General features: G+C 66.1%; 16 protein-coding genes, 1 tRNA gene and 1 pseudogene. 6 read left to right on the forward strand and 12 right to left on the reverse strand.

Going from position 1 to position 17,423, the window contains the following annotated elements; translation table 11 throughout:
• Nucleotides 1-270 precede the first annotated feature (270 nt).
• Nucleotides 271-654, reverse strand: coding sequence for a DUF488 domain-containing protein (locus tag ACFWO8_RS22950; RefSeq protein ID WP_378956940.1), 384 nt, complete (start codon nucleotides 652-654; stop codon nucleotides 271-273).
• A 143-nt stretch (nucleotides 655-797) separates the two neighbouring features.
• Between ACFWO8_RS22950 and ACFWO8_RS22955 the strand changes: the two genes are divergently transcribed.
• Nucleotides 798-929 (forward strand): DUF6191 domain-containing protein, encoded by a 132-nt coding sequence (locus tag ACFWO8_RS22955; RefSeq protein ID WP_378957522.1) that lies wholly within the window; start codon nucleotides 798-800, stop codon nucleotides 927-929.
• Between the two features lie 64 nt (nucleotides 930-993).
• Here the strand turns inward: ACFWO8_RS22955 and ACFWO8_RS22960 are convergent, their stop codons facing one another.
• Nucleotides 994-1,770 (reverse strand): acyl-[acyl-carrier-protein] thioesterase, encoded by a 777-nt coding sequence (locus ACFWO8_RS22960; protein ID WP_378956951.1) that lies wholly within the window; start codon nucleotides 1,768-1,770, stop codon nucleotides 994-996.
• A gap of 242 nt (nucleotides 1,771-2,012) precedes the next feature.
• Between ACFWO8_RS22960 and ACFWO8_RS22965 the strand changes: the two genes are divergently transcribed.
• Together ACFWO8_RS22965 and ACFWO8_RS22970 are read left to right on the forward strand one after the other, a co-directional pair.
• A complete protein-coding gene (locus ACFWO8_RS22965; protein WP_378956961.1) occupies nucleotides 2,013-2,873 on the forward strand; it encodes a haloalkane dehalogenase in 861 nt (286 codons plus the stop codon).
• Between the two features lie 193 nt (nucleotides 2,874-3,066).
• Nucleotides 3,067-3,405, forward strand: coding sequence for an LGFP repeat-containing protein (locus tag ACFWO8_RS22970; RefSeq protein WP_378956971.1), 339 nt, complete (start codon nucleotides 3,067-3,069; stop codon nucleotides 3,403-3,405).
• 74 nt (nucleotides 3,406-3,479) lie between these two features.
• On the opposite strand, the gene polA is transcribed toward ACFWO8_RS22970, so the two are convergent.
• From polA to ACFWO8_RS23010, 8 genes and pseudogenes are all read right to left on the reverse strand, one after another.
• Nucleotides 3,480-6,218, reverse strand: coding sequence for a DNA polymerase I (gene polA / locus ACFWO8_RS22975; protein WP_378956986.1), 2,739 nt, complete (start codon nucleotides 6,216-6,218; stop codon nucleotides 3,480-3,482).
• Between the two features lie 231 nt (nucleotides 6,219-6,449).
• Nucleotides 6,450-7,145, reverse strand: coding sequence for an ABC transporter ATP-binding protein (locus tag ACFWO8_RS22980; protein ID WP_378957527.1), 696 nt, complete (start codon nucleotides 7,143-7,145; stop codon nucleotides 6,450-6,452).
• Between the two features lie 156 nt (nucleotides 7,146-7,301).
• Nucleotides 7,302-8,234: pseudogene (locus tag ACFWO8_RS22985) on the reverse strand (ABC transporter ATP-binding protein); the annotation flags it as partial.
• Entirely contained in the window at nucleotides 8,231-9,655 is a 1,425-nt protein-coding gene (locus ACFWO8_RS22990) for a branched-chain amino acid ABC transporter permease (protein ID WP_378957003.1), read from the reverse strand. The gene ACFWO8_RS22990 and the pseudogene ACFWO8_RS22985, both read right to left, overlap by 4 nt.
• A complete protein-coding gene (locus ACFWO8_RS22995) occupies nucleotides 9,652-10,689 on the reverse strand; it encodes a branched-chain amino acid ABC transporter permease (protein WP_378957023.1) in 1,038 nt (345 codons plus the stop codon). Before ACFWO8_RS22995 ends, ACFWO8_RS22990 begins: the two co-directional genes overlap by 4 nt.
• Nucleotides 10,690-10,761: 72 nt before the next feature.
• On the reverse strand, nucleotides 10,762-11,919 hold the full coding sequence (locus tag ACFWO8_RS23000) for a branched-chain amino acid ABC transporter substrate-binding protein (RefSeq protein WP_378957098.1): 1,158 nt from the start codon (nucleotides 11,917-11,919) through the stop codon (nucleotides 10,762-10,764).
• A gap of 272 nt (nucleotides 11,920-12,191) precedes the next feature.
• The gene (locus tag ACFWO8_RS23005; protein WP_056824610.1) at nucleotides 12,192-12,803 is read right to left on the reverse strand and encodes an ANTAR domain-containing response regulator; all 612 of its coding nucleotides are present in this window, start codon (nucleotides 12,801-12,803) and stop codon (nucleotides 12,192-12,194) included.
• Nucleotides 12,804-12,971: 168 nt separating this feature from the next.
• Nucleotides 12,972-13,058, reverse strand: a tRNA-Leu gene (locus tag ACFWO8_RS23010).
• Nucleotides 13,059-13,171: 113 nt separating this feature from the next.
• Here ACFWO8_RS23010 and ACFWO8_RS23015 point away from each other — a divergent pair.
• The 3 genes from ACFWO8_RS23015 (at nucleotide 13,172) to ACFWO8_RS23025 (ending at nucleotide 15,042) form a co-directional block, all read left to right on the forward strand.
• Nucleotides 13,172-13,675, forward strand: a complete 504-nt coding sequence (locus tag ACFWO8_RS23015; protein ID WP_378957120.1) for a monooxygenase family protein — start codon at nucleotides 13,172-13,174, stop codon at nucleotides 13,673-13,675.
• A gap of 204 nt (nucleotides 13,676-13,879) precedes the next feature.
• The gene (locus ACFWO8_RS23020) at nucleotides 13,880-14,500 is read left to right on the forward strand and encodes a low molecular weight phosphatase family protein (RefSeq protein ID WP_378957137.1); all 621 of its coding nucleotides are present in this window, start codon (nucleotides 13,880-13,882) and stop codon (nucleotides 14,498-14,500) included.
• A gap of 158 nt (nucleotides 14,501-14,658) precedes the next feature.
• Entirely contained in the window at nucleotides 14,659-15,042 is a 384-nt protein-coding gene (locus tag ACFWO8_RS23025; RefSeq protein ID WP_378957143.1) for a hypothetical protein, read from the forward strand.
• A 41-nt stretch (nucleotides 15,043-15,083) separates the two neighbouring features.
• On the opposite strand, the gene ACFWO8_RS23030 is transcribed toward ACFWO8_RS23025, so the two are convergent.
• Both ACFWO8_RS23030 and pyk read right to left on the reverse strand, forming a co-directional pair.
• Complete coding sequence (locus tag ACFWO8_RS23030; RefSeq protein ID WP_378957153.1) at nucleotides 15,084-15,980, reverse strand: acyl-CoA thioesterase; 897 nt, start codon at nucleotides 15,978-15,980, stop codon at nucleotides 15,084-15,086.
• 2 nt (nucleotides 15,981-15,982) lie between these two features.
• Complete coding sequence (pyk, locus tag ACFWO8_RS23035) at nucleotides 15,983-17,401, reverse strand: pyruvate kinase (RefSeq protein WP_378957182.1); 1,419 nt, start codon at nucleotides 17,399-17,401, stop codon at nucleotides 15,983-15,985.
• Nucleotides 17,402-17,423: the final 22 nt, after the last annotated feature.

Genomic DNA, 17,423 nt, shown 5'->3' on the forward strand with positions numbered 1-17,423 from the left:
GCAGAACGATGAAATACAGCCCGCAGCGTAGGGGCTGGTCCGAATCAGACCCCGCTACGGCGGATTACTACGAGAAGAATTCGCCGTGAAGCTTCCTGCGCGGTCTGCGCAGCAGCGACCGCGAGGTCGCGGTCAGCGACTAGCAGCGCGGCACAGCGGGCGGGATTCGGCACGCAGTCGAGGATAGGGCTCTTGTCACGAGATCGCAACCTCATGCCTTTCCCTACTTGCGCGCGTGTCTACTGGCGAGCACCTTGACCCCTCTTTTCGTTATGCCGAGTTTCCTCCCATACGGCGGGAACAGAGCGCATCCAGCAAAATCGCGACGTGACTGTGTTCGAGATCCTTCTCGGAGGTAATCAGGGTGACCGGCTGCCGGGCAGCGCGAGAACGCAACTCCCGCAACCCTTCCTGTTGCCTCTCCCCTGCTAGTTCGGTCTTGTACCGACGGGTCAAACCCGCGAAACTCGCGCCAGGATCGTGGTGAAACCACTGCCGCAGGTCAGGCGACGGCGCGACGTCCTTTGCCCACTCATCGAGGTCCGCGCGTTCCTTGCTGACTCCGCGCGGCCACAACCCATCCACGAGCACTCGGTATCCATCGGTGTTCGCGGGTTCGTCATAGGCTCGTTTGACGTGAAAACCGTCCGGCATCCTGGTCTCCGATCGGTCGCCGATCTCGGCGGTGGACCTCCCACGCCGACCACTGCTCACCAAAATGTGACACGACGCATTCCATAATAGCAATCATCTGGCTATTTTCCGCAGGCAATCGGTGGCTCGCCGACGGCGGCGAACTGGTTCAGGAACAGTTCGAACAGCGGCAGAGCACGCTGATGCATCGAGAGGACCCGCCGGAGGGTGCGCCGCCGCGGGATCAGGTGGATCTGACCGGCAGCTCGGCACGGCTCGTCGCCCGCGAGCGCTGAGGCCGCACGCCTCACCCGCCGGCGAAAGCCGCAGCGCCACGGGGATTTCGACGAATTGCCACGGTCAGCGTCCCGGCACATCGCCGGGTAGGGGTTCCACAGAGGCGAGGGCACGCGCCGAGCCGTCGACGTCGACCTGGACGCGCAGGCTGTCGGACTGCGAGCTCGTCCGCAGCACCACCTTGTCGCCCATCATCACCGGGCCGACATGTTCGACGATCGCTCGGTACGGCAGCCGGTGACGGTCCGGGTGCGCGGCGAGTGCTTCCTCGACCGCCTCCCAGTACACAGCGTTGTTGACGTGACCGAGCCGGTCGACGTCGGTGACGCGCAGCGGGAACGGCACCGACTCCACGTGCGGGTCGTCGAGTTCGGTGAGGGCCGCTTTCCAGCGCAGCCGATGTTCGGTGGTGCTGGCCAGCATCGGCGCCATGAACGCGTCACTCATGCGAGCGGGGCGGCCGGCGACAGGGTCGATATGGATCAGGAACGCCGCGGCTTCGATGTGTCCACCCTTCTCCCCTCGCAGCTGAATTCGCATGTCGCACCAGCGATTCGAGAGCGCGTCGGCCCAGCGGCGTAGCTGGACACGATCGCCGAACATGATCGGCTCGTACACGTCGATGACCGTGCGCCGCACGATCCACGCCTGATGGGTATCGCCGTCCTCGACCGCGTCGAGGTGATCGAATCCGATGTCCTGCAGATACCGCGCCACCGCGTCGAGCCGCAACCGGTCGTCACCGTCCGTATCACCCAGCCGCACGGGCCACGACATCGCGAACGCCTGTTCGATATCGAGGCAGTCGGGCAGCGGGGTCGCGATGACGGGTTCGGTCATACGGGCGATGCTGCCACAGTTCGCCGCGCCCGCGTCGATGCAACAGGCCTGGGCGTGGACTGGTTGCCCACCAGGAGTAGACCCGGCCCGTTCGTGACCGAGGGAGCACACACAGTCGAGTCGGTCCGGGGCCATCACCGCATGCGTGGCGAGCATCTCAGCGGCATATCCACCGAACACATTGAACCGCAGATCTTTTCGTCCGTATGGTCGGATCGAAACCCTCGGACAGGATGGATGCGATGCTGATCGATTTCACACCGGACAAAGCGCTCTACCCCTTCGAGTCCCGGTGGTTCGCTGCCTCCGCAGGCCGGGTGCACTACATCGACGAGGGCTCCGGAATCCCCATTCTGTTCTGTCACGGCAGCCCCACGTGGAGTTTTCTCTATCGCAAGATCATCGGCGAGCTGGGCGACCGATTTCGTTGCATCGCAGTCGATTACCCGGGTTTCGGCCTGTCCGAGCGGCCGGCGGGCTACGGCTACACCATCGCCGAACATGCCGCGGTGGTCGGCGAGCTCGTCGACCATCTCGGGCTCGATCAGTTCGTGATCATGGGCCAGGACTGGGGCGGGCCGATCGGCGCCGCCGTGGGCACCGAGCGGGCCGACCGGGTTCGTGGACTGGTACTCGGCAACACCACGTTGTGGCCGACGGAGACCTGGCCCCAGAAAGCCTTCAGCCGGGTCATGGGCAGCAGGCCGATGCAGCGGCGGATCCTGGACAACAACCTGCTCGTCGAGCGGTTTCTGATCGCCGAGCTGCGGAATACGATCAGCGCCGCCGAGGCCGATCACTACCGCAGGGTGCAGCCCTCACCCGAAGCCAGGCGCGGGATCGCCGCTATGCCCGGGCAGATCCTGGCTGCGCGTCCGCTGCTCGAGCAGCTGGCCACCGACGTGCCCGCTCGACTCGGCGCCAAACCCACCTTGCTGGTCTGGGGCATGAAGGACATGGCTTTTCGCGCCCCGGCGTTCCTGCCGCGAATGCGCGACACGTTCACCGATCACCAGGTCCTCGAGTTGCCCGACGCCAAGCACTTCATCCCCGAGCACGAGCCCGGCAAGATCGCCGAAGCTATCGGCCAGCGTTTTCTCTAGCGCCGCAACAGGTTTCCCGATGACGGCAGGTAGATCGTGTGCCGACTCCAGCCGTCGGTCGCGAGCAAATCATCGGCTAACGAAGTGTGACCAGATCGTGAATCTCCCGCGAGTCGCCGCCCAGAACGGGCGATGGCACTGTAGCGTCGCCGCCGCTAGGCCAATTGTTACTGCGTGAAAGGAATTGTTCGACATGGCATTCGAAGTCACTGGGGCTATCGGCGATCACTACAACGAAGCCGGTGGTGCTTCCAGCCCGCTGGGTGAGCCGACCTCGGCAGAGCAGGACGCCGCCAACGGTGGCAAGTTCCAGGAATTCACCGGCGGCGTCATCTACTTCAAGCTCCCGACCGGAGCCAAGACCGTGTACGGCGCCATCCGACTGGCATGGGAAGCCGAAGGCGGCGCGGGCGGCCGTCTGGGCTACCCCACCACTGACGAGCAGGACATCGACGGCGGCAAGGTGAGCCAGTTCGAGAACGGTTCGATCAGCTACTCGATCGCCGACGATGCCGTGACGGTCAACGCGTAATCAGCGTTCCCTGACACGCCCACAATGGGCACCGACCCCGCGCGGGTCGGTGCCCATTGTGCTGTGTGGCCGGGTCAGTGCGCGGCCGCGTCCCAGCTGCGGCCGGTGCCGACGGAGACGGTGAGCGGGACCGAGAGGTCGATCGCGGCGGACATCTGTTCGCGCGCAAGGGCTTCGAGTGCTTCGCGTTCGCCGTCGACCACCTCGAAGACGAGTTCGTCGTGGATCTGCAGGAGCATGCGTGAGCGCAGTCCTGCCTCGCGGATCGCGTTCTGCACGTTGATCATCGCGACCTTGATGATGTCGGCGGCGGTGCCCTGGATGGGAGCGTTCAGCGCCATGCGTTCGGCGGATTCGCGGCGCTGACGGTTGCTGGAGTCCAGGTCGGGGAGGTAGCGGCGGCGACCGAACAGGGTTTGGGTGTAGCCGACCTTGCGGGCCTGATCGACGACGTCGGACAGGTAGTCGCGGATGCCGCCGAAGCGGTCGAAGTAGACGTCCATCTGCTCTTTGGCTTCGGTCGTGCTGATCTTCAGCTGGGCACTCAGGCCATAGGAACTGAGACCGTAGGCGAGGCCGTAGGACATGGCCTTGATCCGGCGGCGCAGCTCGGGGCTCACCTCCGCGATCGGGATGTCGAAGGCCTTCGACGCGACGAAGGTGTGCAGGTCCTCGCCGGAATTGAACGCTTCGATCAGGCCCGCGTCACCGGACAGGTGCGCCATGATGCGCATCTCGATCTGGCTGTAGTCGGCGGTCATGAGTTCGGCGAAGCCCGGACCGACCACGAACGTGTCGCGGATCTGGCGGCCGGTGTCGGTGCGGATCGGGATGTTCTGCAGGTTCGGCTCGGTCGAGGAGAGACGACCGGTGGCGGCGATGGTCTGGTTGAAGGTGGTGTGCACGCGGCCGTCGTCGGAGACCGACTTGAGCAGGCCGTCGACAGTCACCTTGAGCCGGGTCGCGTCGCGGTGGGCCAGCAGGTGCTCCAGGAACGCGTGGCCGGTCTTCTCGAACAGCGATTCCAGCGCATCGGCGTCGGTGGTGTAGCCGGTCTTGGTGCGCTTGGTCTTCGGCATGTCGAGCTCGTCGAACAGCACCACCTGCAGCTGCTTGGGCGAGCCCAGGTTGATCTGCTTGCCGATCACGTCGTAGGCCGCGTTCGCGGCCTCGCTGACGCGGTCGGCGAACTGCTGCTGGAGGTTTTCGAGCTGGGCGACGTCGACCGCGATGCCTGCTTCCTCGAGTTGACCGAGCACGCCGAGCAGCGGCAGTTCCATCTCCGTGAGCAGCGGGGTCGATTCGATGGCCGCGAGTTCGGTGTCGAGCGCGTCGGCCAGGTCGGCGACCGCGCGGGCGCGCAGCATTTCCTCGCGGGCGACGTCGGCGGCGAGGGTGTCCTCGTCGTCGAGCAGCGAGAGCTGGCCGGTATCGACGGTCTCGACTCGCAGCTCGCGTTTGAGGTAGCGCAGCGACAGGTCGTCGAGGTTGAAGCTGCGCTGGCCGGGGCGGACCAGGTAGGCCGACAGGGCGGTGTCGGTGGTGAGACCGCCCAGGGTGAAACCGCGCCCGCGCAGCGCGTGACCGGCGGACTTGGCCTCGTGCAGGGCCTTGGGCACCTCGGGGTCGGCCAGCCAGGCTGCCAGCGCCGTCTCGTCCTCGGGCGTGAGCACGGTCAGGTCGATGTAGCCGCCCTCTCCGTCGGCGGCGGCGATGGCAAGTGCCCGCGCGTCACCGTGGACGGGAGTGCCGACGCCGACAATCGAGAGACCGTGGCGCACACCGGCTTTCGCGTGCTCGGCCAGCCAGTCGGCCACCGCGCCCTGTTCGAGCGCGGCACCGCTGATCTCGAAACCCGACTCGGCTTCCGGCTCGGGGGAACCGAGCGTGTCGAACAGCCGGTCGCGCAGCACCCGGAACTCGAGGTCGTCGAAGAGCTGGTGGATCTTGTCGCGGTCCCACGGCGCCTTGATCAGCTGGTCGGGGGTGTAGGGCAGCGGCACCTCGCGCACCATCTCGGTGAGCTGGCGGTTGAGCACCACACTCGACAGATTCGCACGCAGCGAGTCGCCGACCTTGCCCTTCACCTGGTCGACCCGGTCGACCAAGGTGGCCAGGTCACCGTATTCGCGGATCCACTTGGCGGCGGTCTTCTCCCCCACCCCGGGAATGCCGGGCAGATTGTCGCTCGGGTCGCCGCGCAGGGCCGCGTAGTCGGGGTACTGCGCGGGGGTGAGGCCGTATTTGGTCTCCACCTCGGCCGGGGTGAAGCGGGTCAGGTCCGAGACACCCTTCTTCGGGTAGAGCACGGTGACGTCATCGTTGACCAGCTGGATCGCGTCGCGGTCGCCGGTGACGATGAAGACCTGGTAACCCTGCGCGACGGCCTGAGTGGTGAGGGTGGCGATCACATCGTCGGCCTCGTAGCCGTCGATGGCCATCACCGGAATGCCCATCGCGCCGAGCACGTCCTTGGTGAGTTCGACCTGCCCACGGAACTCGTCGGGGGTGGCGCTGCGGTTGGCCTTGTACTCCGGGTACGCCTCGGTACGGAAAGTCTTGCGCGACACGTCGAACGCCGCGGCGACATGGCTCGGCTTCTCGTCGCGCAGCAGATTGATCAGCATCGAGGTGAATCCGTACACCGCGTTGGTGGTCTGACCCGTGACGGTCTTGAAGTTCTCCGCCGGTAGCGCGAAGAACGCGCGATAGGCGATCGAATGCCCGTCCAGGAGCAGCAGCGTAGGCCGCTCGCCGTCAGGGGCAGTGGTCGTAGTCGATGCCTGCGCAGTCGTCGGTGAACTCACGCGCATGAGTCTAGGCACCCCCACCGACAGAATCTCTGGCGGCTGGCGCCGCGGGTTCTCGGCCTGGAAGCCTCGATCTTCCCTCCCTCCGGGCACTCCTTCGTCGCACCCTCCACTCAGTCCAGATCAAGGCGGCCGAGAACTGGCCTAGCGGCCGCTGATGTGGGGGGAAACCCGAAACAGGCCCCTGCTTCGCTGGGTGAGTGGAGCAGGGACCCGACTCGGGCCGAGAACGGATCAGTCGACGCCGAGATAGGCCGACTTCACCGCGGGATCGGTGAGGAGCGCGGCGCCAGGGCCGGACTTGGTGACCTCGCCGGTTTCCAGGATGTAGGCCCGATCGCTGCGGGTCAGGGCCTGTTGGGCGTTCTGTTCCACCAGCAGCACGGTGGTGCCCTGGCGGTTGATCTCGCTGATGATCCGGAAGATCTGCTGGATCACCATCGGGGCCAGACCCATCGACGGTTCGTCGAGCAGCAGCAGCTTGGGCCGGGCCATCAGGGCGCGGCCGATGGCGAGCATCTGCTGTTCGCCACCCGACATCGTGCCGCCGACCTGCTTGCGGCGTTCGGCCAGGCGGGGGAACAGTTCGAAAACCCAATCCAGGGTCTGCTGGTATTCGGTCTTCTTCTCGAAAGGCCTGCCGTAGCAACCCATGTCGAGGTTCTCCGCGACCGTCATGCCGGGGAACACCCCGCGACCTTCGGGTGCCTGGATGAGACCCTCGACCACCCGATCGTGTGCCTTCATCGTGGTGATGTCTTTGCCCTGGAACAGGATCCGGCCCGAGGTGAGCGGGAGCAGGCCCGACATCGCCCGCATAGTGGTGGTCTTGCCCGCGCCGTTGGCGCCGAGCAATGTCACCAGTTCACCCTCGGCGACCGAGAGCGAAATGCCGTGCAGCGCTTCGATCCGGCCGTAGTTCACCACCATGTCCTGCACCTCGAGCAGCGGCACCGCCTTCTCGACAACGGCTTGCGGCTCGTCCTCGCGCGCCTGCGCCACAACCGGCGAAGGGGTCGCCCCCTCCTCCGCAGCGGCCACGGATTCCTCGCGCACCTCGTCGATGGTGTCCGCGTCGGGCACACCGAGGTAGGCCGCGATCACCGCCGGGTCCTCGCGCACCGCGGTGGGCAGGCCGTCGGCGATCTTGCGCCCGAACTCCAGCACTACGATCCGGTCGGTCACGCCCATCACCAGGCGCATGTCGTGCTCGATGAGCAGCACGGTGTAGCCGTCGTCGCGGATCTTGCGGATCAGATCCATCAGCGCCGACTTCTCGCTGGGATTGAAACCAGCAGCCGGCTCATCCAGGCACAGCAGTTTGGGCTCGGTGGCCAGCGCCCGCGCGATCTCGAGTCTGCGCTGATCGCCGTAGGACAGGTTGCGGGCCTTCTCCACCGCGCGTGGCGCGATGCCGACGAACTCGAGCAGCGCCATGCCGCGTTCGATGGCGTCACGCTCCTCACGCTTGAACTTCGGCGTGCGGAACACCGCGCCGGGCACCGAGGTGGTGTGGCGAGCGTCGGTGCCGACGACCACGTTCTCCAGCGCCGTCATCTCGCCGAACAGCCGCACGTTCTGGAACGTGCGCGCGATACCCATCCGGGTGATCTCGTTGCGCTTGGTCTTGGCCAGTGGCCGACCGTCGAAGTGCACGCTGCCCGACGCGGGCTTGTAGACACCGGTGATCGCGTTGAAGCAGGTGGTCTTGCCCGCGCCGTTGGGGCCGATCAGGCCGAGGATCTCGCCGCGGCGGATCTCGAAGCTCACCCCGTCGAGCGCGGTCAGACCGCCGAACTTGACGGTGAGACCGTCGGTGCGCAGCAGCGGCTCGCCGACCGCGGTCTCGATCGCTCGATGCGGCGCGACCACCTCGGCGACCGTCTCGGCATCGGCGAGTTCGGGCATCACCGCGGTGACGTCGACCTCGCCCGTCGGCTCGACCTCGGGCGGCGGCTGGTAGCCCGCCTTCATGTCTTCGTTGTCGTACAGCGCGTCTCCCGCGCCCGGCCCCGTCATTGCCCTGCTCCGATCGATTCGGCCGCCGGCTTGCGCACGACGGCCTGGTACACCTGTCTGCCGTAGGCGAGCAGCTTCTGCCGCACCGGGAACAGACCCTGTGGCCGCAGAATCATCATCACCACGAGCGCGATGCCGAAGTAGAGGTACTTCAGGTCACCGAGGTTCTGCGCGCCACCCTTGCGGAACAGCAGCACGCTGCCGAACAGCAGCAATCCGGCGATCACCGCGAAGATCGCGAGTGCGATCACCGCGCGTCGGACCCATGTGCCCAGCGAGTCCCTGCGCCACCGCCACAGCAACCACAACCCGATCAGCAGCGCGATATCGAGGCCGAGCAGCAGATAGCCGGTCGACTCGTTCGACACCAGCTGCACCGACTGCAACCGCATCGGCAGGTACGCGATGAGGAACGCGCCCACGATCACGCCGAGCTTGTTACCCGAACCACCGAGCACGACCGCGCACAGGAACAGCATCGACAAGATGATGTCGAACTGTTTGGGGTTCACATAGGTGACCTGACCGGCGTACATCGCACCGGACAGACCGCCGACCGAGGCACCGATCACGAACGCCCACAGCTTGAACTTGAAGGTCGGCACGCCCATGATCTCGGCGGCGTCCTCGTCCTCGCGGATGGCGACCCAGGAGCGGCCGACCCGGCTGCGCTCGAGATTGCCGATGATCAACAGCACCACGATCACCAGGACCATGCCGAGCCAGAACCACCAGGTGCCGCTACTCGCCCGATCGAACGGGTTCCAGCTGCTCTTGTCACCGAGGTTGCCCGGGGAGAAGTAGCCACCGGGATGCGCTTCGGATTCACCGACCTCGGGGTAGGCGATCTTGGACAGGCCGAGGCTGCCGTTGGTCAGCTCGCCCAGGTTGTCGGCCATCAGGCGCACGATCTCACCGAAGCCGAGCGTCACGATCGCCAGGTAGTCCCCGCGCAGCCGCAGGGTCGGGGAGCCGAGGATCAGACCGGCCAGCGCGGTCAGCGCGACCGCGATCGGCAGACAGGCCACCCACGCCCAGCCCGAGCTGAGCCATCCGCCGTCGGTTTGGTTCCACGGACTGTTCGGGCTGGTCAGCAGGCCGACCGTATAGGCGCCGACAGCGTAGAAGCCGACATAGCCGAGGTCGAGCAGGCCCGCCTGGCCGACCACCACGTTCAGGCCGATGGCGATCAACGCGTACATGGCGAACTGCGCCATCACACCGCCGAAGCTCACGCCCGGAGTGTCGAGCAGCGGGGGCGGGAACAGCGGCATCAGCGCCAGCAGGGCGAGGATCGGCACCCCGACGGCCCACTGGGCAGGCCGCGAGAGCCCGTCCCACCAGCCGCGGATCGCGTCGCCGACGCCACGTCGATCCTTGGGTGCGGCGGGAACTTCCGGAGTTTTCGTCAGGTCTGTCATGCGCGTGCCCTCCCCAGGCTCTCGCCGAGGATGCCGGTCGGCCGGAACATCAGCACGGTCACCAGCAGCACGAACGCGACCACGTCACGCCATTCGGTGCCGAACAGGATCTGCCCGTATTGCTCGGCGACGCCGAGGAGCAGACCGCCGAGCAGCGCGCCACGCAGGTTGCCGATACCGCCGAGCACCGCGGCGCTGAACGCCTTGATGCCGAGGATGAAACCGCCGGAGAAGATGATGCCGGTGGGAATGTAGAGCGTGTACAACATCGCGGCGGCGCCGGCGAGCAGACCGCCGATGAGGAAGGTCAGCACGATGACCCGCTCGCGCGAGACGCCCATCAGGGTGGCGGTGTCGGGGTCTTGGGCCACCGCGCGGATGGCACGGCCGAATTTGGTTCTGTTGATGACGATTTCGGTGGTGACCGCGAGCACGATGGCCGCGGCGAAGATCACCAGCGCCACATTGGTGACCTGCGCGCCGAGGAAGGTGAACTGCACCTTCGGCTCGACGAGCCGGATTCCGGTCTGAGCGTTGGAGCCGCCGAGACCCGGCTTGATCTTGGGCAGGATGTAGTGGACGAACTCCTGGATCACGAACGACATACCGATCGCGGTGATCAGGAAGGCCAGCGGTTTCGCGCCGCGCCTGCGCAGCGGCCGGTAGGCGATCCGTTCGAGCCCCACCGCCGCGATGCCCGAGACGAGCATGCCGAACAGCATCGCCACGCCGAGGTAGAGAACCGTCAGCGCGACACCCTGGGAATACACGTTGCCGCTGGGCGCGAAGCCGAGCAGTTCCAGTCCCACGTAGGTGCCGAACATGCCGAGCATGAAGATCTCGGAGTGGGCGAAGTTGATCAGTCGAAGCACGCCGTAGACCAGCGTGTAGCCGACAGCCACCAGAGCGTAGATCGAGCCGTAGGTGAGGCCGTCCACGGTCAATCGCCAGAACTGGTCGATCACCCCGGAGACGTTGAAATCGATGGACCCCTCGGCCAACAGGGTCACACCGAGCGAAGCCGCTGATGTCATGGTTACTCTCGCGTCAGGCGCGCGGTGCGCGTGGCATCACAGCCACGCGCACCGCTACACACGTCTTCGGAACTACTTGACCTGGTACATCCAGATCTGGATGTTGGCCAGCTCGCCGGTCTCGCCCCACTTGTACTGGCGGGCGACACCGGTGCCGTCGTAGTTTCGGACGAAGTCGACGAGCTCGGCGCGGGTGACCTTACCGGCATCGATTCCCTTGAGCAGGATCGTGGTCAGGTCGTAGCCCTCGACGGAGTAGACGCCGGGCGCCTGGCCGTTGAGCGCCTTGTAGTCGGCGGCGAACTTCTCCGGCGCGGGGCTGCACGGGCACGACAGCAGCGCGTCCTTGGACGAGGAACCGGCCTGGCGGACGAACTCGGGATCGTTGGTGCCGTCGGCGGAAACGAAGGCCGCGGTCACGCCACCGGAACGCAGCTGCTGCACGAACGGTGCTGCCTCGGCGTAGTAACCGGCGTAGAAGATGGCGTCGGGCTTGGCCGCGGACAGCTTCGAGACCGCTGCCGAGAAGTCCTTGTCACCTTCCTTGACGCTGGTCCCGCAGGAGGCGTCGGCCGCGGGACCCGCGGCGGTGATGAAGGCCTTCGCGAGACCGGCACCGTAGTCGGTGTTGTCCTGCACGACGCAGATCTTCTTGAAGCCCTTCTCGCCGGTCAGATAGTTGGCCACGGCCGGACCCTGCGAGTCGTCGTTGCCGAGACCACGGAAGAAGGTCTTCCAGCCGTTGGTGGTCAAGGCGGGGTTCGTGGCCGATGCCGTCAGCGTGGGCATGCCTGCCTCGCTGAGGATCTGGCCGGTCGCCTTCGTCTCACCCGAGAAGGTCGGGCCGACCAGGGCCACGATGTTCGGGTCGGCGACGATCGTCGGAACCACCTGGCTGGCGATCTGCGGCTTGCCCTCGGTATCGAACTGCTTCACCGAGACCTGACAGTCCGGGTTGGCCTTGTTGTGCTGGTCGAGCGCGAGCTTCACACCCATGATGATGTTGATGCCGAGGGCGGCATTACCGCCGGTCAGCGGGCCTGCCATCGCGAGGGTCTGTGGCGCGCACTTGGCCTTTCCGTCGCCAGCGGGGTCCGCGGCTTTGCCGGCATCGGTTGTCGCGACCGCCTTACCCTCGGTATCGAGCTGAACGACCGACTGGATGGAGAGATCGGTGTTGCCGCCACCGCCGCCATCGGACGACTTGTCACTGCATCCGGACAACACCAACGACGCGGCAGCTCCGATAACCAGAACTCCTCGCGTCGACCGACTGCGCCATGTCGAACTGAGCACGTCTCACCTCTATGTCCTGTGCTCCCCGGGTTCACCGAGGGGGCCGACCACGTTCAGCCCGCAGAGAACATATCGCCGCTTTGTTAGATCCGCATCACATTCGCATCATGTCGGAGGTCAGTTGTCCAGCAATAGTTCACATTATTGTTTCGCTTGCGTAAACATTTTCTGCTTTCGACCCGCGCGGCAGTGAGAGCCGAACCGTGTCACTGCGGGGTGAGGTTCTCCAGCACGACTTCGGCGACCGCCTTCATCGTCGTGCGGCGATCCATCGCGGTGCGCTGAATCCATTTGAACGCTTGCGGTTCCGAGAGCCCCTGGGTCTGCATGAGCACGCCCTTGGCCCGCTCGACCAGTTTGCGCGTCTCCAAACGGTCCGACAGATTCGCGACTTCTGTTTCCAGCGCGGTGATTTCGTGAAAACGACTGGCCGCGAGTTCGATCGCGGGGACCAGATCGGATTTGGTGAACGGCTTGACGAGATAGGCCATCGCGCCGGCGTCACGTGCGCGCTCGACCAGGTCACGCTGACTGAACGCGGTCAGAATCACCACGGGCGCAACACGTTTCGACGCGATCTCGGCGGCGGCATCGATGCCGTCACGGCGCGGCATCTTCACGTCCATGATGACCAGATCGGGGCGCAGCTCCTCGGCGAGCTCGACGGCCTGCTGCCCGTCGCCCGCTTCGCCGACGACGTCGTAGCCCTCTTCCTTGAGCATCTCGACGAGGTCCATCCGGATCAAGGCCTCATCCTCGGCGACGACGACCCGCTTGGCCGCGGCCTCACGCGTGGCGCCGGCTGCATTCGTGCTCATAGGTTCGACCCCTCTGGATTGGAGATGCCTGTCGATCACACCACGACGGGCGATGTAAAGAGTACCTTTTGCTTCCGCGCAGAAAATGCGCCTGCGATGAGATCGCGCACACACCCTGCGCCGGATACTCCCCCGCGGAGCGCGGCTGCCTTCGCCGCGCTTCCGCCGTGGTGCCGAGTGTGGGACTCGAACCCACACGTCCTTCCGGACAACGGTTTTTGAGACCGTCGCGTCTGCCAGTTCCGCCAACCCGGCGCACCGCGGTCACTATAGCGTCTCGGCGCGCCGGGAAGCGAACCGCCGGTCGAAGCGGACGTCCGGCTGCCCCGTACGTACCCCGAAAGGGCACCACGGAAGGGGCCGCGATCATGCGCGTGCACAGCACTGCGGTCGACCCGGACGCCTACCCCGACCTGGTGATGATCCCGCTCGGGACGCGGGTGCGCACCCCACGCGGCATGCTGCGGCTGCTCGGCGTCGGCCCGAAGTTGTCTCGCTCACATACCGACCGGCCCGACGGATTGCCGCGCCACGAGGACATCGTGTGGTCGATGTTTCCGCCGCACTGGGGCGCCCGGCAGTACTGGCGCGATCCGGATTCGATGGAGCGCTGGACGCGATCGCCGGCCGCACCGGCAGTGGTGGGTGAATTCCTCCGCGATTCCGGCGGCACCGGCTTCTGGCACGAGGCCTACTTCCGCCGCGGCGGGATCGACGCGGTCTACGACGATGTCGGCGCCGACCGGGCTGGCGGCATTCGCCCCGCGGGTGCCGGCGCGCGGCCCGATGTTCTCCACTCGCGGCCGGGTACACGGCACTCCACCAGCCGTACCGCCGGTTATTACCGAATCGAATTATTACAGAACGAATGATTATAATCGGAACGAGTGATGATCGACACATATAACCGCGAGGTTTTCACTCCATATCTCACGGGTATCACGGTGGCACACAACGGATTTGCGCATCATGATTGATGTACGGCGTTCAACCGAGAGGTGAATAAGTAGTACCGCGTTTGTGATGGTTACAATTCTGACCTACTGCACGACAATCGACCCGATTACGGTGTCGGTATGCACGTGCTCTTCGTCTGCAACTCCAATGTCTGCCGGTCGGTGATGGCCGAACGGCTCACCCGGGCGTTCGCGGCGGAGCACGGCCTACCCGACCTCACCGCGGAGAGCGCAGGCACCCGCGCCCTGGTCGGTTTCCCACCCGAGCCACTGGCCGTGGAGACCATCGCGAGCCTCGGCGGTGACACGACCGGCTTCAAAGCCCGAAAGCTCAAGCCCGAGATGGTCGATCGCGCCGACCTGGTGCTGACGATGACCGATTCTTTACGCGACCAGGTCGGTGAACTGGCCTTCGGCACCGCCCCGCGGACCTTCACCCTCGCCGAGGCCTATCGCATCGCCAAGGTCACCGGCGCGAAATCCATTGCCGCACTGCATGACGCGCGTAACAACCTGGCCTACGTCGGCCGGGAGAACATCGCCGATCCGATCGGCCTTTCCCCGGAAGCCTTCCTCGAGGTCGGCGACCGCATCGCCGAATTGCTGTTCCCCGTTCTGGGAGCGCTGGCACCGCACGAGCAGACGAAACTCTCCGGCGAGGGCGATCGCGCCGGCCTGGTGATAGCGCCCGGCGGGCCCGGCCCACTATCGGCATTCCTCGCCGCGCAGCGCAGGCGCTGAGGCACCCCGCCGTGTCCTGACGCTCGCTAAGGCTGTTCGCGGCGGCGCGCAGGGATTACACTTCGGCGCGGACGTGGGTGTTACCCCTTGCAGGTTCGACACACGACGGGACTACAGACTTGCCGAAACGCATTTCGGATGTTTCGCTCCATGTGTATGTGACACCGGAGATCCTCGACCGCATCGTCGCCAGTGTCCGGACGGTCCTCGACGACCATGTGCACGACCGCGATGTCTATGCCTGGCGGTTCACCATGCCCGTCGACGCGAGCGACCCGGTCCATCGCGATCTCGAAGCACAGTGGCGCGGTTGCTCTCCCGGCCTCGAGCCGAGCACGGAGAGCACCTATGAGATCGCGCTGAGTCTGGTCGGCGACCCGGCCGATCTCACCGACGCCGACATCGCCGACCTCGAGCACGGTCTCGCATTGGCCGTGTACGGCGCCGCCCCACCGCATCCTGGCCGCGGCGTGCCCTTTATTTTGCGCGCACATCAGCGCACCGATGTCGTCGAACCGGCACTCGACCACGAACTGCGTTGAGGCCCGCCACGGGAGCCCTCAGCGGGGCCGCCCAGCGGCGCTCAGCGGGCCGGGAAGTGCCGGATAACGCCTTCTTGCACGGTGGTGGCGATCAATTCGCCTGTGCGCGAATAGAACCGGCCGGTCGCCAGCCCACGCGAGCCCGCCGCGACCGGTGACTCGGTGGCGTAGAGAACCCAGTCGTCGAAGCGGAACGGACGATGGAACCAGATCGAGTGGTTCACCGTCGCCGCGAGAATCCGGTCCAGCCCCCACGACAAACCGTGCGTGGTGATGATCGAATCGAGCACGGTGGTGTCGGAGGAATAGCCAAGCGCGGCCACGTGGAGGAGCTGATCGTCCGGCAGCGAGCCGTCGGTGCGCATCCAGACCCGGTTGTGGTTGAGCTTCTCGCCGGTGCCCTTGAGGATCCACGCCGGATCGTTGGTATAGCGCATGTCGATCGGGTGCGGCGCCTTGATGAACATCTCCAGCTTGTCCTCGAAGCCGGCGAAGCTCTCCTCCACCCGGGGCAGGGTTTCGGGATCGGGCACGTCCGGGCCGTCGTGGGCGTGCTCGAGGCCCTTGCCGAAGTCCTGGAACGCGGCCAGCATGACGAACAGTTCCTGGCCGTCCTGGCTGGCCGTCACGGTCCGGTTGGCCAGCGAGCGACCGTCGCGGTGGCGCTGCACGTGGTACTCGATCGGCTTCTTCACATCACCGCCGCGCACGAAATGCGCGTTGATCGCGTGCAGCGGCCGGTCGCCTGCCGTGCGGCCGGCCGCGACGATCGCCTGCGACACCAACTGCCCGCCGAAGGTGCGGCTCCACACCTTCTCCGGGTGCTTGCCCAGGAAGGTGTCCTCGCCGATCGCCTCGAGGTCGAGCAGGTCGAGCAACACCCGCAGATCGGGTGTCGGCTCGCCCTGGGTGGTCTCGATGTCGATCGAACTGCTCACTACTAGTGGTCCTCTTCGCCGATGCGGTGCACGTGGATCAGGTTGGTGGAACCGACGGTACCCGGAGGCGAACCGGCGACGATGACCACCAGGTCACCCTTGCGATAACGGTCCAGCGACAACAGCGCCTGATCCACCTGGTGGATCATCGCGTCGGTGGTGTCCACCATGGGCACGATGAACGTCTCGGTGCCCCAGGTCAGCGTGAGCTGGCTGCGCACCTCCGGCAGCGGGGTGAACGCCAGCAGCGGCAGCGGGGTGTGCAGGCGGGCCAGGCGGCGCACGGTGTCACCGGACTGGGTGAACGCCACCAGCGCCTTGGCGTTGAGCCGCTCGCCGATGTCGCGGGCGGCGTAGGAGATCACGCCACGCTTGGTGCGCGGCACGTGGGTCAGTGGTGGCACCCGGGACGTCTCGGACTCGACCGCGGTCACGATGCGGGCCATGGTGCGCACCGCGTCGATCGGCCACGCGCCGACCGAGGTCTCCCCCGACAGCATCACCGCGTCGGCGCCGTCGAGCACCGCGTTGGCGACGTCGGAGGCCTCCGCGCGGGTCGGGCGCGAGTTCTCGATCATCGACTCGAGCATCTGGGTGGCGACGATGACCGGCTTGGCGTTCTCGCGCGCCATCTGGATCGCGCGCTTCTGCACCAGCGGCACCTGCTCGAGCGGCAGCTCCACGCCGAGGTCACCGCGGGCGACCATCACCGCGTCGAAGGCCAGCACGATCGCCTCGAGGTTATCGATCGCCTCGGGCTTCTCCAGCTTGGCGATCACCGGAACCCGGCGGCCGACGCGGTCCATGATGTCGTGCACGAGTTCGATGTCCGACGGTGAGCGCACGAAGGACAGTGCGATGAAGTCGACGCCGAGCTCCAGCGCGAATTCCAGGTCGGCGATGTCCTTTTCGGACAGCGCGGGCACCGACACGTTCATGCCGGGCAGCGACAGGCCCTTGTTGTTGCTCACCGGGCCGCCCTCGGTCACCCGGCAGACGACGTCGTTGCCCTCGACGGATTCCACCGTGAGGCCGACCTTGCCGTCGTCGACGAGCAGCCGGTCACCGGCCTTGGCGTCCTGCGCGAGCTCTTTGTACGTGGTCGAGACGCGGTCGTGGGTGCCGTCGACCTCGTCGACGGTGATCCGGACCTGCTCGCCGTTGACCCACACGGTCTTGCCGTCGGCGAAGCGGCCGAGGCGGATCTTGGGGCCCTGGAGGTCGGCGAGGATGCCGACCGCGCGACCGATCTCGTCCGAGGCCGCGCGGACCATCTTGTAGTTGTCGGCGTGGTCGGCGTGGTCGCCGTGGCTGAAGTTCAGCCGGGCCACATCCATGCCGCTTTCGACGAGCTCACGAATACGATCCTGGGTAGCAGTGGCCGGCCCCAAGGTGCACACAATCTTCGTCCGTCGCATCACGCCCAACAGCCTAGTACTCGGG

Source organism: Nocardia sp. NPDC058480 (genome assembly GCF_042720495.1).
In the GTDB taxonomy this organism is placed as follows: domain Bacteria; phylum Actinomycetota; class Actinomycetes; order Mycobacteriales; family Mycobacteriaceae; genus Nocardia.

Bases quoted from the DNA above. Each gene is read 5' to 3' on its own strand.
- ACFWO8_RS22950 (WP_378956940.1), bottom strand. From the start codon at position 654: ATGCCGGACGGTTTTCACGTCAAACGAGCCTATGACGAACCCGCGAAC.
- ACFWO8_RS22960 (WP_378956951.1), bottom strand. From the start codon at position 1,770: ATGACCGAACCCGTCATCGCGACCCCGCTGCCCGACTGCCTCGATATC.
- ACFWO8_RS22965 (WP_378956961.1), top strand. From the start codon at position 2,013: ATGCTGATCGATTTCACACCGGACAAAGCGCTCTACCCCTTCGAGTCC.
- ACFWO8_RS22970 (WP_378956971.1), top strand. From the start codon at position 3,067: ATGGCATTCGAAGTCACTGGGGCTATCGGCGATCACTACAACGAAGCC.
- polA (WP_378956986.1), bottom strand. From the start codon at position 6,218: ATGCGCGTGAGTTCACCGACGACTGCGCAGGCATCGACTACGACCACT.
- ACFWO8_RS22980 (WP_378957527.1), bottom strand. From the start codon at position 7,145: ATGGTGGTGAACTACGGCCGGATCGAAGCGCTGCACGGCATTTCGCTC.
- ACFWO8_RS22990 (WP_378957003.1), bottom strand. From the start codon at position 9,655: ATGACAGACCTGACGAAAACTCCGGAAGTTCCCGCCGCACCCAAGGAT.
- ACFWO8_RS22995 (WP_378957023.1), bottom strand. From the start codon at position 10,689: ATGACATCAGCGGCTTCGCTCGGTGTGACCCTGTTGGCCGAGGGGTCC.
- ACFWO8_RS23005 (WP_056824610.1), bottom strand. From the start codon at position 12,803: ATGAGCACGAATGCAGCCGGCGCCACGCGTGAGGCCGCGGCCAAGCGG.
- ACFWO8_RS23015 (WP_378957120.1), top strand. From the start codon at position 13,172: ATGCGCGTGCACAGCACTGCGGTCGACCCGGACGCCTACCCCGACCTG.
- ACFWO8_RS23020 (WP_378957137.1), top strand. From the start codon at position 13,880: ATGCACGTGCTCTTCGTCTGCAACTCCAATGTCTGCCGGTCGGTGATG.